This window comes from Novosphingobium sp. CF614 (assembly GCF_900113255.1).
Taxonomy (GTDB): domain Bacteria; phylum Pseudomonadota; class Alphaproteobacteria; order Sphingomonadales; family Sphingomonadaceae; genus Novosphingobium.
Window position 1 is genome coordinate 145,292 of record NZ_FOOR01000006.1, and the last position, 14,987, is coordinate 160,278.

At 67.3% G+C, this 14,987-nt stretch carries 13 protein-coding genes; 7 read left to right on the forward strand and 6 right to left on the reverse strand.

Translation table 11 applies throughout. The features are described 5' to 3' along the window. Positions 1–8: 8 nt before the first annotated feature. Positions 9–1,292 carry a phospholipid carrier-dependent glycosyltransferase gene (locus tag BM052_RS09335; protein WP_091145893.1) on the reverse strand — a complete coding sequence of 428 codons (1,284 nt, stop codon included), beginning with the start codon at positions 1,290–1,292 and terminating at the stop codon, positions 9–11. Between the two features lie 106 nt (positions 1,293–1,398). Between BM052_RS09335 and BM052_RS09340 the strand changes: the two genes are divergently transcribed. The 4 genes from BM052_RS09340 to BM052_RS09355 all read left to right on the forward strand — a co-directional run bounded on the left by BM052_RS09340 (position 1,399) and on the right by BM052_RS09355 (position 5,458). Beyond that, positions 1,399–2,607 carry a trans-sulfuration enzyme family protein gene (locus BM052_RS09340; protein ID WP_091145894.1) on the forward strand — a complete coding sequence of 403 codons (1,209 nt, stop codon included), beginning with the start codon at positions 1,399–1,401 and terminating at the stop codon, positions 2,605–2,607. A 32-nt stretch (positions 2,608–2,639) separates the two neighbouring features. Next, on the forward strand, positions 2,640–3,959 hold the full coding sequence (locus tag BM052_RS09345) for a PAS domain S-box protein (protein WP_255406058.1): 1,320 nt from the start codon (positions 2,640–2,642) through the stop codon (positions 3,957–3,959). Between the two features lie 91 nt (positions 3,960–4,050). After that, positions 4,051–4,449 (forward strand): Co2+/Mg2+ efflux protein ApaG, encoded by a 399-nt coding sequence (apaG, locus tag BM052_RS09350; RefSeq protein ID WP_091145900.1) that lies wholly within the window; start codon positions 4,051–4,053, stop codon positions 4,447–4,449. Between the two features lie 121 nt (positions 4,450–4,570). Next, entirely contained in the window at positions 4,571–5,458 is an 888-nt protein-coding gene (locus BM052_RS09355; protein WP_091145902.1) for a LysR family transcriptional regulator, read from the forward strand. Between the two features lie 21 nt (positions 5,459–5,479). On the opposite strand, the gene BM052_RS09360 is transcribed toward BM052_RS09355, so the two are convergent. Further along, the gene (locus tag BM052_RS09360; protein WP_091145905.1) at positions 5,480–5,866 is read right to left on the reverse strand and encodes a VOC family protein; all 387 of its coding nucleotides are present in this window, start codon (positions 5,864–5,866) and stop codon (positions 5,480–5,482) included. Positions 5,867–6,111: 245 nt separating this feature from the next. Between BM052_RS09360 and BM052_RS09370 the strand changes: the two genes are divergently transcribed. Further along, entirely contained in the window at positions 6,112–6,894 is a 783-nt protein-coding gene (locus BM052_RS09370; protein ID WP_091145909.1) for an enoyl-CoA hydratase-related protein, read from the forward strand. Between the two features lie 58 nt (positions 6,895–6,952). Here BM052_RS09370 and BM052_RS09375 read toward each other — a convergent pair whose 3' ends face one another. Further along, a complete protein-coding gene (locus BM052_RS09375; RefSeq protein ID WP_143084795.1) occupies positions 6,953–8,371 on the reverse strand; it encodes a methyltransferase domain-containing protein in 1,419 nt (472 codons plus the stop codon). 71 nt (positions 8,372–8,442) lie between these two features. Between BM052_RS09375 and BM052_RS09380 the strand changes: the two genes are divergently transcribed. Then, the gene (locus tag BM052_RS09380) at positions 8,443–9,396 is read left to right on the forward strand and encodes a type VI secretion system-associated FHA domain protein (protein ID WP_091145914.1); all 954 of its coding nucleotides are present in this window, start codon (positions 8,443–8,445) and stop codon (positions 9,394–9,396) included. Here the strand turns inward: BM052_RS09380 and BM052_RS09385 are convergent. Continuing rightward, positions 9,386–11,539: a serine/threonine protein kinase gene (locus tag BM052_RS09385; RefSeq protein ID WP_091145916.1), complete on the reverse strand. Its 2,154-nt coding sequence runs from the start codon at positions 11,537–11,539 to the stop codon at positions 9,386–9,388. The two genes, BM052_RS09380 and BM052_RS09385, sit on opposite strands and share 11 nt — an antisense overlap. 2 nt (positions 11,540–11,541) lie before the next feature. After that, a complete protein-coding gene (locus BM052_RS09390; RefSeq protein WP_091145918.1) occupies positions 11,542–12,300 on the reverse strand; it encodes a PP2C family protein-serine/threonine phosphatase in 759 nt (252 codons plus the stop codon). Positions 12,301–12,507: 207 nt separating this feature from the next. On the opposite strand from BM052_RS09390, the gene BM052_RS09395 reads away from it, so the two are divergent. Further along, positions 12,508–13,851: a M23 family metallopeptidase gene (locus tag BM052_RS09395; protein ID WP_091145921.1), complete on the forward strand. Its 1,344-nt coding sequence runs from the start codon at positions 12,508–12,510 to the stop codon at positions 13,849–13,851. Here the strand turns inward: BM052_RS09395 and BM052_RS09400 are convergent. Beyond that, a complete protein-coding gene (locus BM052_RS09400) occupies positions 13,826–14,770 on the reverse strand; it encodes a CPBP family intramembrane glutamic endopeptidase (RefSeq protein ID WP_091145923.1) in 945 nt (314 codons plus the stop codon). The genes BM052_RS09395 and BM052_RS09400 overlap by 26 nt on opposite strands. Positions 14,771–14,987: the final 217 nt, after the last annotated feature.

Sequence of the window (14,987 nt, forward strand, 5' to 3'; positions counted from 1 at the left end):
TTGGCGCATCAGCGCCAGCTCGGCAGCCACATCCAGAAATTGTAGGCGTCCTTGAACGGCAGCGGCGCGGCCGAGAGGATCGGGTAGAACACCGCGAACATCAGCACGGAGAGGGCCAGGGACCCTTTCGCCAGCGAGCGCCAGCGGTCGCGGCGATCCCACAGCGCGTCCAGCGCCAGCGCCAGCAGCGCCATCAGAAAGGCGCCGGGCAGCAGGTAATGGTAATAGAACTGCACCGGCTTGCCGTCGAAGATCCACATGGCAAGGCAGGCGGCGTAGAGCGCCGCGAAGGCCAGCGCATCGAACCGCCGCCGCAGCAGCGCCGCCCACAGGCCCCATAGCAGGGCGAACAGGCCGGCGATCATGCTGAAGGGATTGCCGATCATCACGATCCCGCGCTGGGCACCGTCGACATTCTCGAACAAGTACCAGATCCCCCGCCAGTCGACGACCCATTGATACCAGAAGGTACGGTAGGGATGGGGTTTCTTCACGCTCTCCTGCAGGCGGATCATGTATTCGTGCTGCTCCACGAAACCGAGGGGCAGGACGGGCCGGTCGGCATAGAACATCGCCGGCAGGTAGGTCGCCCAATAGACGGCGAGCGGGAACAGCCCCAGCCACAGCGTCGCTTCCGCCAGCGAGATGCCCTTGATCGGCCCCGCGCCCTTCCGGCCGACGATCGCCAGCCCGCTGTCGCGGATGCGCAGGATCAGGAAAGCCAGGCCCGGCATCATCAACGCCGGCGCGCTGCTCCACTTGGCGCCGAGCGAAAGGCCCAGGGCGAGCCCGCAGAGCATCAGCCGCAGCCGAGCCCGCCCGGCCGAGCGGGTCCGCAGCGCGGCGGCGAACTGCCACAGCCCGGTCATGCACAGCGCGGCCTCGATCATGTCGAGCATGCAGATGCGGCTCTGGACGAACCACATGAAGTTGGTCGCCAGCAGCACCGTGGCCAGCAGCGCGGCGCGCCGCCTTTGCGAGAGGTGCCAGACCAGCCGGGAGAAGGCGAACAGGCCGAGGCCGCCGAACAATGCCGGCGCCAGGCGCCAGCCCAGCGGACGGTCCCCCACGAAATGGATCGCCGCCGCAATCACTTCCTTGCCGAACATCGGGTGTTCGCGGTTGGCCGGGATCAGGTCCAGCAGCTTGCGCGCGGCGGGAACATAATGAACTTCGTCGAAGTAAAAGCGCGAGGGGACGCCAATGCGCCACAGCACCAGCAACTGGAATACCGCCACCAGCACGAGGCACCAGCCGAGCGGATCACGGGTCTGTCGGGCGGCGAGCGGCATCGGCTGGGCGGGATAGGCACGAATGCGCCGGACCGCAAGGGCGACGACATGCTGCTCTTGCCCTTGCGCTTGCCTTGGCTCCTCGGCGCTCCTAGAGGCTTGGCGCATGAAACGCACGACCGGACAGGACCGTAACCAGACCCGCAACTGGCGCCCCGCCACCCGCGCGATCCGCGGGGGAACCTGGCGATCGGAAATGGGCGAAACCAGCGAGGCGCTGTTCCTCACCTCCGGCTATTGCTACGACGATGCCGCCACCGTCGCCGCGCGCTTTGCCGGCGAACAGGAAGGCATGACGTATTCGCGCCTGCAGAACCCGACCGTGGCGATGCTGGAAGAGCGGATCGCCCTGCTCGAAGGCGCGGAGGCGTGCCGGACCCAGGCTTCGGGAATGGCGGCGATGACGGCGGCGCTGCTGTGCCAGCTTTCCGCCGGCGATCACATGGTTTCGGCGCGCGCCGCCTTCGGTTCATGCCGCTGGCTCGGCGATCACCTGCTGCCGCGCTTCGGCATCGACGTCACCGTGGTCGACGCTTGCGACAATGCCGCCTGGGAAGCGGCGATTCGCCCGAACACCAAGGTTTTCTTCTTCGAGACTCCCGCCAACCCGACGATGGACGTGGCCGATCTCGAACATATCTGCGGCCTGGCCCGGGCCCACGGCATCACCAGCGTGGTCGACAATGCCTTCTGCACCGCGGCGCTGCAGCGTCCGCTCGAATTCGGGGCGGATGTCGTCGCCTATTCGGCCACCAAGCTGATGGACGGGCAGGGGCGCGTGCTGGCAGGCGCGGTCTGCGGCAGCGAAGCCTTCATCAATGAAAAGCTGCTGCCCTTCCAGCGCAACACCGGCCCGAACCTTTCGCCGTTCAACGCCTGGGTAGTGCTGAAGGGTCTCGAAACGCTGGACCTGCGCGCCAGGAAGCAGAGCGAGAACGCGCTCAAGGTGGGTGAGTTCGTGGCGGGCCGGGTGCCGCTGATCCTGCACCCCTGGCTCGACGGTCATCCGCAGCAGGCGCTGGCGAAAAAGCAGATGGATGCCTGCGGCCCGATCTTCAGTTTCGTCCTGGATGGCGGCCGCGCCCAGGCCCACGCGCTGCTCGATGCCCTTCAACTCATCGATATTTCTAACAATATTGGCGACTCGCGTTCGCTGATGTGTCATCCTGCGTCCACCACGCACCATAACATGGGACCGGAGGGGCGAGAGGCCATGGGCATTTCCGAAGGCATGCTGCGCATCAATGTCGGCCTCGAGGATGCCGACGATCTGATCGAGGATCTCGATCAGGCGCTGGCGAAAGCCGGCCTCTGAATAGAGAAGATCTCGGCGCCGATGCGGCGGCGCTGCTTGCCGCGATCGTCGAATCGACGGACGATGCGATCGTGGGCAAGACTCTCGCCGGTCGTATCCTGAGCTGGAACGCCGCCGCCGAGCGCATCTTCGGCTGGAGCGCCGAGGAGATCGTCGGCAGGAACGTGCGCACGCTGATCCCGCGGGAGCGCCAGGCCGAAGAAGACGAGATCATCGCCAGTATCCGCCAGGGCAGGCGCGTGCCCACTTTCGAGACCGTGCGCCTGCGCAAGGACGGCAGCGAGATCGATCTGGCCATCACCGTTTCGCCGGTGCTTGACGGTAACGGCGCCGTGATCGCCGCCAGCAAGATCGCGCGCGACATCACCGGAAGCCTGCGGCTGCGCGCGCGGCTGGAAGAGAGCGAGCGACGCTTCCGGTTGATGGCGGACAATATCGCCCAGATCGCCTGGATCGCCAACGACCAGGGACGGATCATCTGGGCCAACAAGCGGTGGGCCGAGTACACCGGCATGTCGATCGAGGATGCGCTGGAAGGGCGCTGGCAGGCCGCGTTGCATCCCGATCACCTGGAGCGGGTCCTGGCGGGACGCCTCCCGACGCTGGCGAGCGGAGAGAACTGGGAGGATACTTATCCGCTGCGCGGCAAGGATGGACACTATCGCTGGTTCCTGTCGCGCGCGGTATCGATCCAGGATGTGGCGGGAAAAGTCATCTGCTGGTTCGCGACCGCCACCGATGTGACCGAGATGCGCGAGGCGGAGGAGCGTATCGAACTGCTGTTGCAGGAAGTGAACCACCGCAGCAAGAACATGCTGGCGATCGTCCAGTCGCTGGCGCGCCGCACCGACGTGGGGCGGGAGGATTTCATCGAACGCCTCGAACACCGCATCCAGGGGCTGGCGGCCAATCAGGATGTGCTGGTGCGCCGCGCCTGGTCGCGCATTCCCGTGCAGGAGATGATCGAGGCACAGCTGCGTTCGCTCGGCGATTCGCGGGTGCAGATCACATGCGAGGGGCCGCAGGTCCTGCTTTCGCCCGGCGCCGCCGAGGCGCTGGCCATGGCTTTCCACGAAATGGGAACGAACGCGATCAAGTACGGCGCGCTCTCGGTCCCCGAAGGGCGAGTCGCCGTGCGCTGGTCGCTGGGGGAAGGGGGCGGCCGGGCGCTCTTCCGCATCGAATGGGCCGAGAGCGGCGGCCCGCCGGTGCATCCGCCCGAACGCCAGGGCTTCGGCACGCGCATCATGATCGACGTGCCGCGCGTAAAGCTGGAGGCGCGGATTTCCGCCGAATATCCGCCCGAGGGCTTTCGCTGGAGCCTGGAATGCCCGGCGGCCTCGATCGCGTGAAGCCGCCGTGAAGTCGTGGTGACGACTGTGTGGCAAAGTGTTCGCAAGGCAGTTGAAGCCTTGCGGTTTCGTCGTTAGGCTCCCCCGTGAGATGAAGGAACTGTTCCAGCATACCGCCATCACCGACGGCCTGACGGTCCGTGTCGCGGTGAATTTCCTGCCCGAGCAATCGCGCATCGAGGCGGGCAAGTGGTTCTGGGTGTATCACATCCGCCTGGAAAACGATACCGGCTACACCTTGCAACTGATGACGCGCCACTGGCGCATCACCGATGGCAACGGGGAAGTCAGCATCGTCGATGGCGACGGCGTCGTCGGCGAGCAGCCGGTGCTTCGGCCGGGCGCGAGCCATGACTATGTTTCCGGCTGCCCGCTCTCGACTCCGCAAGGCAGCATGGAGGGTCACTACACTTTCCGTCGCAGCGACGGGCGCCAGTTCAAGGCGCTGATTCCCTTCTTTCCCCTGGCGGCACCTGCCACCGCCGGGTAATTCCCCGTCATCGCGGGCCCGCTGGTTGCCCGCAGGGCATCGCGTTCAAAATCTGCCCCGCCTTCGTTCTGTCGGCCGGAACATGATTGCTCCCGGCGCCCACCGGGCATAGGGAAGCGCCATGAAGCGCACGCACCTGCCCCTCAACGCCCTGCGCGTCTTCGATGCGGCGGCCCGGCACCTCTCGTTCACGCGCGCGGCGGACGAGCTGGCGGTTACCCCCGCCGCCGTCGGCCAGCAGATTCGCGCGCTCGAGGATCTGCTCGGCGTCGTCCTGTTCCGCCGCACCAGCAAGGGTCTGGAACTCACCGAAGAGGCCGGTGCCGGTCTTGCCGCCCTGCGCACGGGGTTCCTTCACTTCGAGGATGCGGTGCAGGCCATGCAGGCCGGCCAATCCAGCCATGTCTACACCATCGCCGCCCCGCGCGAGTTCTTCGCGGCCTGGCTGGCGCCGCGCCTCGCTGCCTTCCGCACCGACAATCCGCACGTGCGCTACGTGCTCGTGGATGGAGAGATGACCGACTTCACCGAGGCCAACCTTGACCTCGCCGTGAGATGGACCGACGGCCCCGGGGACCTGGAGGGGGTTCCACTGGGGGAGCCCGAGTGGGTCGTGGTGGGCAGCGGCGACTGGATCGGCTGGCCGGGAGATCCGGAGCCGGGCGCGGTTGTCGACGGGGCCGGAACTGGAGACGGGGCCGGAGACGGGGTCAGAGACGAGGAGGGGGCTTTCGACGACGGCGAGAACGCCAAGCCGCCGATCATGGTCAGCGATGCCGGACAGGCGCTCGCAGCGGCCCTGTCGGGCCTGGGCCGCGCGCGCGTGCCCGCGCTGCTGGCGGTGGAACTGGCGGACCGCATGGCGCCCCCCGGCCTGTCCCCCGGCCCGCGGAGTATCGCAGCGACGGACGCTCCCTGCCGCCGGGGCTATTGGCTGGTCGCGCCGCTGCCGCAATGGCGGCAGAAGAAGGTCAGGGCGCTGGTCGCGGCGCTTGTGGCGGAAGCATAGCCCCCGCACCGCGGTTCGGCATCACGCCGGTGTGTGGCACACCGCTTCGACATTGATGCCATCGGGATCGAAGACGAAAGCGCCGTAGTAATTCGGATGATAATGCGGCCTCAGCCCAGGACCGCCGTTGTCGCGTCCGCCGGCCTGCATCGCCGCGCCGTAGAAGGCATCGACGTCGGCGCGCGTGGCGGCGGCGAAGGCGATGTGGATGCCGGAGCCGCGCGGCCCGTCGTTGCCCAGCCAGAAGAACGGCTTGCCGTCCGTGCCGTAGCCGATGCCGGCATAGCCGCCGGTCTGCTCCACCGTAACCTCCATCATCCGCGCCATGCCGAGCGCGGCCAGCGCCGCGTCGTAGAAGCGCTTCGATGCTTCGAAATCGCTGGCGCCTATGCCGATATGGTCGATCATCGCCGTTGTCTCCCGTCCGGCCCGTCAAGGCTCGCCGGCCGGTTTGATAGTCCCGGGGCCATGCCGGACGCAAGCGGCTTGCCAGGCTTCGCGCGGCGGCTTGCGGCCGGCGACATTTTCCGGGCCGGAACGATCCGGGGCTTGATCCGCGCCATTCCCGCCTGCAAGGATCGGCTCGATCTCATGCCCGGCGAGGCCGAGAAGGCCGTTTTGCCAGCAAGGAAGAATTATCCAGGGGAGTTTCAATGACCTATAAGCATATCCTCTATGGTGTCGAGGATGGTGTCGCGCGCATCGCGCTCAACGACCCGAAGACCATGAACGGCGTGACCGAGGACATGGGGCACGAGATGGTCGACGCCTTCGACCGTGCCGGCAGGGAGGCGCGGGCGGTCGTGCTGACGGGCGAGGGCAGGGGGTTCTGCTCGGGCGCGAACTTGTCCGCCGCGCAAGACATGCTGGCCGATCCCTTGCGGGACTTCGGCGGCCAGCTCGATCGTGCGTTCAACCCGGTCATCATGGCGATCAAGCGCATGGCGCAGCCGGTAATCACCGCGATCCGCGGCCCGGCCGCCGGTTACGGCGCCGGCCTGGCGGCGGCGGGCGACGTGGTGATGATGTCGGAGAACGCCTATTTCTTCTGCGCCTTCTGCCATGTCGGCCTGGTGCCGGACGGCGGCGCCACTTACCTGCTGAGCCAGGCGGTGGGGCGCGTGCGGGCGATGCAGATGATGCTGCTGGGCGAAAAGATCGACGCCAGGACCGCGCTCGACTGGGGCCTTGTCACCAAGGTCGTGCCTGACGAGGAACTGGACGAGGCGGCGATGAACCTGGCGAAAGGCCTGGCCCAAGGGCCGCGTTCGCTCGGACTGATAAAGCGCATGGCCTGGGACGCGCTCGATTCCAGCCTCGAGACCGCGCTCCAGGCCGAGCGCAGGGGCCAGTGCGAGGCGGGCCGTACCGAGGATTTCCTGGAGGGCGTCAAGTCCTTCGTCGAGAAGCGCAAACCCTTGTTCAAGGGTATCTGAAAGCCGCTCGTCCGCGCGTCATCCGGCCCTTGTCACGCAGAGATGTCATTGAGGGATGTCATGCAGAGAGCATCCCGGCCTGTGCCAGCTGGCGTATGGCGGTATCGACGTCGGTCTGGCTCCCCATGCCCGCCGCGTCCCATTCCGCCGCCAGCGCCGCGCGGTCCCGGCTTCCGTCGAGCAGCGAGAGGAACCAGCGCGGCCCCTCCTCGGTGATGGCGATGAGCCGATGGTCGAGCGAGAACAGACGGGTTTCGCCCCGATCGATCATCGCGCGCACCAATGCGTTGGCGCAAGGCCGCTCGCCGGGCTGGATGGCGCCCGGGAATGGCAGCGAATGCAGCTCCAGGATGCCCCGGTTGGCAAGATGCAGGAGGGCCTGGCAATAGTCGTGGGATTCGGCGGCCCATGACAGCGACAGGCGGGCCGGCGCGCATCGGATGACTTTTTCGAGAAAGCCGGCGAGGACTTCGTCGCCGACCTCGAACTTGCCCTCGCCGACTTCGAACAGCGTCCTGCCGGTCCGGCGCAGGCCCATCGGCGCACCGGCAAGCAGGGAACCCAGCATCGCCGGATCGGCCACGCGGTCCGGATGCCGGCCGGGGCGGATGAACAGCGACTGGTGGAAGAAGCAGGTGTCGCGATAGTCGGCAAGCTGCGCCAGCCGGACCACCGCCGCATCGTCGAGCGGTTCGCCGGGCAGCCCGTGGAACAGGCCACCGGGCTGCGAGTCGGTCAGATAAGCCAGGTCGTGCCGCCCGGCCTCCGCCACGATTTCATGGAGCGCCTTGGGATCGTAGACATCGCCCAGTTCGTCATGGAACAACGAATCCCGGTTCTTTTCGACCATGAGCTGCGCGGTCTTGCGCAGCGCGGCCTGGGGCAGGCCATCGTCCTCCCGCGGCTTGGCGAAGTCCTCCAGGATGACCAGCGCGTGGCGCAGGCGGTCCGCGCTGTCCGCCACGCCGCGCAGTTCGTAGAGCAGCATCTCGCGCACTGCCTTGCGCAGATGGCAGCCGGGCAGGGCGTTGTAGCTGATATAGGCGATGCCTTCCGGCGCGAGCACGCGGTCGATCAGCCGCAGCGTCGCTTCCTGCACGGGCGGCGAAACCCAGGCGTAGAGGCCGTGGACGATTACATAGTCGAATTCGTCCTCCAGGCTGCCCGCGGCTTCGACCACGTCGGCCACTTCGATGCGGGCATTGGCGAGCCCGGCCACGTCCGCGAGCGCCTGGCCCCGGGCAACCGCGCTGGACGCGAGGTCGATGTTGACGAACCGGGCGTCGGGTAGGGCGGCGGCCATGGCCAGCACGTTGAAACCGTCACCGCCGGCGACCTCCAGAACGCGGGCCTTGCGCGGATCGGCAGCGGCAAGACCGTGGAGCCGGGCCATTGCCGCAAGGTGATCGGGATGGGTGGTACGATACAGTCCCGAAGGATACTGGACATCATCGTAAGCGGTTCGAGGCTGTTTCAAGTTTTCCTCCCCCAGTATTGCGAATTATCGCCGCACGTCTACAAACGGCGCAAACAATTTGCGGAGTTGAGATGCCCCTTATTCTCGCGGTACGCAACAGTCAGGGGCTACCGGGCGGATCGCCGGGCGCGGGAATCGCGCCGCTCCGGATCGAGCGCGGCGAAGTGGTGATCGGGCGCGGCGCAGGCGCGGACCTGCTGCTGTCGAGCCCGGCGGTATCGCGGCGCCATTGCACCATCAGCGGGGAAGGCGCGGCCTGGCGGCTGGTGGACAGCAGCACCGGCGGCACGTTCGTCAACGGCCAGCGCCTGTCGGCTCCCTATTTTCTGCGCAACGGCGACGTGGTCAGGGTGGGCGATACCGAGATCGCGGCCATGCTGGATTCGTCGGCGAGTGCAGCGCCGGCGGTGCAGCCCGCCGCCCGTGACGGCTGGGGCAGGCCCGCCGGACAAGCGGGCGCAACCCAGCTTGCGGGAACGCAAGCGCCCTCCGGCTGGGGAGCGCCACCGGCGGCGGGCGGGCCGGATCTGGTGGGCGTGTTGTTGCAGGCCGCCGGTCTTTCGCGCGGACAAGTCGGCGCGGCAGATCAGCAGGTGCTGGCGGTGGCGGGCGCGGCCCTGCGCGCCAGCCTTGCCGGGCTGGTCCGCCTCGCGCAGGACCGGCGCAAGGCGCGCGAGGATCTGGCGATCGCCGGGAATGGCACGGAGGTGGCAGGGCTGGCTTCGGCGGGCTCGGTCGAGGAACTGCTGCTGCGCCTGCTGGCCGCGCAGCCCGGAGAGGCGGCTGCGCAAGTCGACGCGTTGTGCCGTGATCTGGATGCGCACCAGCGCGCGATGCTGGGCGCGATGCAGGAAAGCTTTCACCGCGCGCTCGACCAGTTCTCGCCCAAGGCGATCAAGCACAACGCGCGCGGCGATGCCGAGGCATGGAAAGCCTACGAACGCGCGTTCGATGCCAAGGACGGCTTCGTGGAAACCTTCGCCCAGGCGCTGGCCAGACGGTACGCCGAAGCCGTCAATAGCTAGCGGCGGGCGGCGCCGAAGGGGCGGCGGCGGTTCCGGCACCGGTTCCGGTGTTCGGCTGATTGTCGATGAACTTGTACCACACGATCTGGACTTTCCAGTCGTTCGCCTTCGCGCGCTGCTCGAACGCGGCCTTGCCGGCCGGCGTGGCGAGGTCGCTGAGGGCATCGGGGGTGAAGCTCCCCTTGCCGGTAATCAGCACGATACCCGCCCATCCCGGCTTGGCATTGGTTTCGATGTCCAGCCGATAGTTTTCGATCCCGGGCAGCTTCTGGATCGACGCGCCGTTGACGTTTTGGGGCAGCACGCTGCGGTCGGCAACGAACTGCGTGATTACGTTCGACTTCTCGATCGAATAGAGCGCATAATCGCCGGTGATGCCGTCGAGCGCCAGGTCGGTGACGACATGCGTGCCGATCTGGCCCGCGTATTCGCCCTGTTCGACCAGATCGAGCTCGTATTCCGGCTGCTTTCGCGTCATCCGCTCGGCGGAGGAATCACGAAACTTGCCCAGTTCGTCCAGGATCGGGCAGTAGCTCTGGTCGATCCGGGCGATGCCGCCGAAATCGGTCCCCGGTTCGGCGCCGGCTTTGCGCGCCGCCTGGAGGATACCGTTCTCGGCCTCCAGCGGCGCGCCGGCAACGCCGCTGGCGATCACCGAGTACCCGCTTCCGTCGCGCGCGGTGCGCACGGTCATCCAGGAGCAGGGAATGGAAGGCAGCGCGGCCTGGACCGCGCCGTCGACGTGTTCGAGCGAGGCCCCGGGGGCAGCGGAGGCGGTTTGCGCCGTGTCCGTGTCACCGATCACGACCTCGCCGCCGCTCAAGGTCAGATAGCCGATACTTGCCAGCAGCACGGTTCCCAGCAGGGCGCCGCCGCCGACCAGGTAAGGCCTGGGCGGCAGCTTCATCCCACGGCCCGCCTGCCCGGTCGCGGCGGGTCGCTTCGGTGTCTTCGCCTTGGGCGGCCTGGGGCCCTTGCCCGCTTTCGCCTGGTCGAGCGCCGCGATGACCTCATCCATCGAGCGCAGGCGCTGTTGCGGATCGGCGGCCAGCATGCTGTCGATCACCGGGCGCAGCCGAGCGGGCACCGCGCTGGTGTCGACACCGCTGCGGCGCTTCATGATGGCTTCGGCGGGAAGTCCGCCCAGGTCCGGCTTGCGGCCCTGCGCCATCGCCAGGATGACGAGCGCCAGCGAATAGATGTCCGACCAGGGCCCGACCTGCTTGTCGAAATCGCCGAGCTGTTCGGGCGCGACGTAGCTGGGCTTGCCGGCGAAGCCATCGCCGATGATGGTTTTGGAACCGGGATCGGTTTCCTTGACGATGCCGAAGTCGATGATCTTGGGCCGATCCAGCCGGTCGCCATCGAGAATGACGTTGTCGGGCGAGATATCGCGATGGACGACGCCCAGTTCGTGCGCTTCCTTGAGGCCTTCGGCAAGGCGGCGGGCAAGCTCGAACAGTTCGTCCTCGCTCAGTGTCGACTTGCCGAGCACGTCCGACAAGTTGCGCCCGTCGATGAAGCCGGTGGCGATGTAGTAGCAGCCAAGCTGCGGCTCCAGCGCGAAACCGCGATAGCGCACCACCGCCGGGTGCGAGAGGTTGGTGAGGGCCTGGGCCTCCTTCTGGAACATCGCCATCACATTGGGATCGGCGGCCAGTTCGGGCAGGATGACCTTGATCGCCACCCGCTCTCCACTGGCGATGTTCACGGCTTCGAACACTTCGCCCATGCCGCCGCGCGCAAGGAAGCGCCTGACTTCGAACATGTGGTTGAGCACGGCGCCCACGTCGATCGGCGAAGTGTTGCCCCGGCGGGAGGACGCAGCGGGCGGGGCCGTCATCGGCGGCGTATACTCGGGCGGCGGCGCGCGGGACACGGCTCCCGGTGCGGCGAACACGGTGCCTTCCTCGCCCGCGTCTTCGGCGGGCGGCGGTGCGGCGGGCGGGAGCACCGAAGAGGGAGAAGCGGCGAACACGGTGCCTTCTTCCTCGGCCCCTTCAGCGGTGGAAGGAACGGGGGCGGAAGGAATGGGCGGCCCCGGCGCGCCAGGTGCGTCTGCGTCCGCCGGCTTGCGCCCGAACTGCGAGGGCTGGAAGACGGTCTCGTCCTTTTCGTCCTTCTCGTCGTGCTCCTCGTTCACCCTCAGGCCTCCGGTCCGGCGGCGCCGTAGTGGACCAGCGTGACCTCGCAAGTGGAGACTCCGATCAGCGTGATATTGTCCGGCGCGCCGAGTTCGTGGCAGCGTTCCACCATGATCCGCGCGGCGCGTTCGAAAGGTTGGCTGGCCAGCGTCGCTTCCATCTCCTGCTCACCGATCACGCCATAGAGCCCGTCGCTGCACAGCAGCAAGAGATCCTCATCCTGCAGCGTATCGGTGATGCTGTCCATCACCAGCGGCCTGGCGACCCCGACGGCGCGGGTGAGGACATTGCGCAAGGGATGGGTGGCGGCCGCCGTTTCGTCGATCACGCCATGGTCGATCAGTTCCTGGACCTGGCTGTGATCGCGCGTGAGGCGATAGAGCCGGTTGCCGCGCAGCAGGTAGGCTCGGCTGTCTCCCACCCAGGCGACGGCGAAGGCGCGCTCGCGGATTATCAGCACCACCGCGGTCGATCCCATCTGCTTGCCGGCCTGCTCGGCTTCGGCAAGGATGCGTTCGTTGGCCATTTCCAGCGCCGCGCGGGTCCTTTCGACCATCGCCGCGACACTGGGATCATAGCCGATGCCGGCGACCGCCTCCACGACTTGCGTGGAGGCCCAGTCCCCGCGCTCCAGCCCGCCCATGCCGTCCGCGACGATCCAGGTGCCGAGTTCGTCGGAAGCAAAGTAGCGGTCTTCGTTCAGCTTGCGCACGGCCCCGACATCGGTGACCGCCTGCCATTCCGCCCGTATCGGTATCACCGGTCCAGCTCCCCGACTGCGTAGGCCGTAAACTTGCCAACGGCGTGGCTGAGGCGCGCTTTGACGTGTTCGTCGCCTAGCGCCTCATAGACCGCCAATTCCAATTTCGGCAACAGCGTCTATTCGTTAGGAACAGGCCGTCATTACGCATTCGCTTGTTTCGCGCCGGCGGGGCAGAGGGGCGGCGCGGCTGCGGGGAACGGGTGCATGGGCGATCATTTCGTGAATTCCTACGATCCGCGCGCCTGGGCCGGGCAGTGGTCGCCCGAACGGGCCATGGAGGCGCATGGTGTCCGGCGCTCCGTGCGGCAGCGCCAGCTGCTGAGCCTGGGGTTGGGCGCGGGGGTGATCCTGGCGGGCGCGCTCACCGCCTGGCTGGCGCGGCCAGGCGAGCAAGGCGCCGCGATCATCGCGCAGGGCGGCACTCCCGCGATCGAACCCGGCGTCCGGGAGATCCGCCGCACGATCCAGCTTTCCGGTTCCGGCGAACTGCGCGGCGCCCTGCAAAGCTTCGGGCTTTCCGCGGAGATGGCAGCGAAAGTTGCCGCCGCCGCCGCCCCGGCGCTGAGCGCGGAAGGCAACATTCACGCCGCGCTGGTCATGCACGGCAAGGGCGGCGTGCTCCGCTTCGTCCGCCTCGAGGCCTCGAACAGCGACAGCTCGGGCGTGGTCGTCCGCCTGGCGGATGGCGGCGGCTTGACCAGCAACCGCGTGGCGCCGCAGATCGAGGAGCGGATCATGGTCAGCCACGGCATCATGGACGGCGACAGCTTTTACACTTCGGCGGTGGCCGTCGGCGTGCCCAACAGCCTGATTTCTCCTTTCGCCAAGGCGCTGTCGTTCGACTTCGATTTCCAGCGCGAAGTGGCCGCGGGCGATGCGTTCGAACTCGCCTATTCGCAGAAGGTCAATGCCCAGGGCGAAGCGCAGGGCGCGCCTACGCTGCTCTACGCCTCGCTGACGACGCAGACCAAGTCCGCCGCGGTCTACCGCTTCCAGCAACCCGGCGGGCCCGAGGAGTGGTACGATGCGAGCGGGCGCACGGTGGCACGCTCGTTCATGCGCACGCCCGTCGACGGTGCGCACATCACCTCGAAGTTCGGGATGCGCTTCCACCCGGTGCTGCACTATACCCGAATGCACAAGGGCGTGGACTTCGCCGCGCCGATCGGCACCCCGATTTATGCGGCCGCTCCCGGCATCGTCAGCACCGCTTCGCCCAATTCGTGCGGCGGCAACTGGGTTATCATCGATCACGACAAGGGGATGCAGACCCGCTATTTCCATCTCAGCCGCTATGCCGAGGGCCTGCATGCCAGCCAGCACGTCAATCAGGGCGAGACCATCGGCTATGTCGGCGTCACCGGCACCTGCACCACGGGACCGCACCTGCACTACGAGGTGCACATGAACGGCGGGGCGATCGATCCCCTCGGCATTCTCGCCGCCAACGACAGCAGCCAGCGCAAGATCCTGACCGGCTCCCAGCTCGCGCAATTCGGGAAGGTGCGCGACCGGATCGACGTCAGCCGCGCGCAGGTTTCCCCTTGACCCAAGGGCCAGCGGCGGTCGCGGTGGAGTTCGGCCAGGCCCCCACGGCGGTGAGCACGGCGACGAGCGCGATGACGGAGGAAAGGCTCGCGTTGAGCCCCTCGCTGGTCCCACCCCACCAGCCGGAGCCGGCCAGGTCGATGTTGAGCAGCGTTCCGAACGTGCCCGATCCCGGGTTTGGGTAGAGCCCGAACAGCAGCTCCTCCGCCCAGTTCCACCCGAAGTGCAGGCCCCAGGGGAGCAGGAACGAGCCGGATTTCCGATAGGCCAGGCCGAACAGCAGCCCGCCCAGCAGCAGCGTCACGAAACTGAGCGGATCGCTGGCGGCGGCAATGAAGTGCAGCGCGGCGAAGAGCAGCGCCGCCGCGCCCAGCGCCGGCCATGCGCCCCAGCGCCGTTGCAGGTCGGCCTGCAGCCAACCTCGGAAATAATATTCCTCCGCTCCGCTCTGGATCAGCAGCAGCACGGTTTCGAGCAGCAGCAGGCCCATGCCTTCCTTCGCGGGCATCCCCTCCTGCGCGGTGCCGGCGATCGCGCACAGCGCCGCCGAGACGGCCAGCGCCAGCACGCCGAGCCCCACCCCGCTTCCCGCCATCAACCCCCGGCGGGTTCCCAGCGGCACCGCGATGCGGCCCATCCGCACCGCCGCGTAGGCCGCCAGGGCCAGCAGGCCGAAGGTCGCGAGCGTGAACAGCGATTCGATCGCCGCCGCCGGCATCGCCGCGATCGCCGGGATTCGCAGCAGCAGGCCGAAGACATACGGCACGCCGAGCAGGACGGCGATGGCGGCGACGGAGGCCAGGACCAGGCTTGCCAGACCCCAGAGCGGAGTGGCCGGCGGAGTGGCCGGCGCACGCGCCGGTGGGCTTGGCGACGAATGGGAACCAGAACGAGCGGCGGCCAGTTGCGTGTCCTGCATTCTCTCCCTCGACTTTCGCCGTTTTCAGTTGAGGGCGGTGATCGCACAAATTGATCGGCCGGCAAGCCAAATTAATTGCACGCTCATCTTGCAGGGTTCATGGTTGCCAAAGTCCGGTTTCATGACAGGGTCAGTTAAGGCCTTGCGCAAAGGTTGTTTGCATTCCGGTCAAGGTTTATCAGCCAGGTGTCGAATCGATTTGGCGATGGATAGGGGA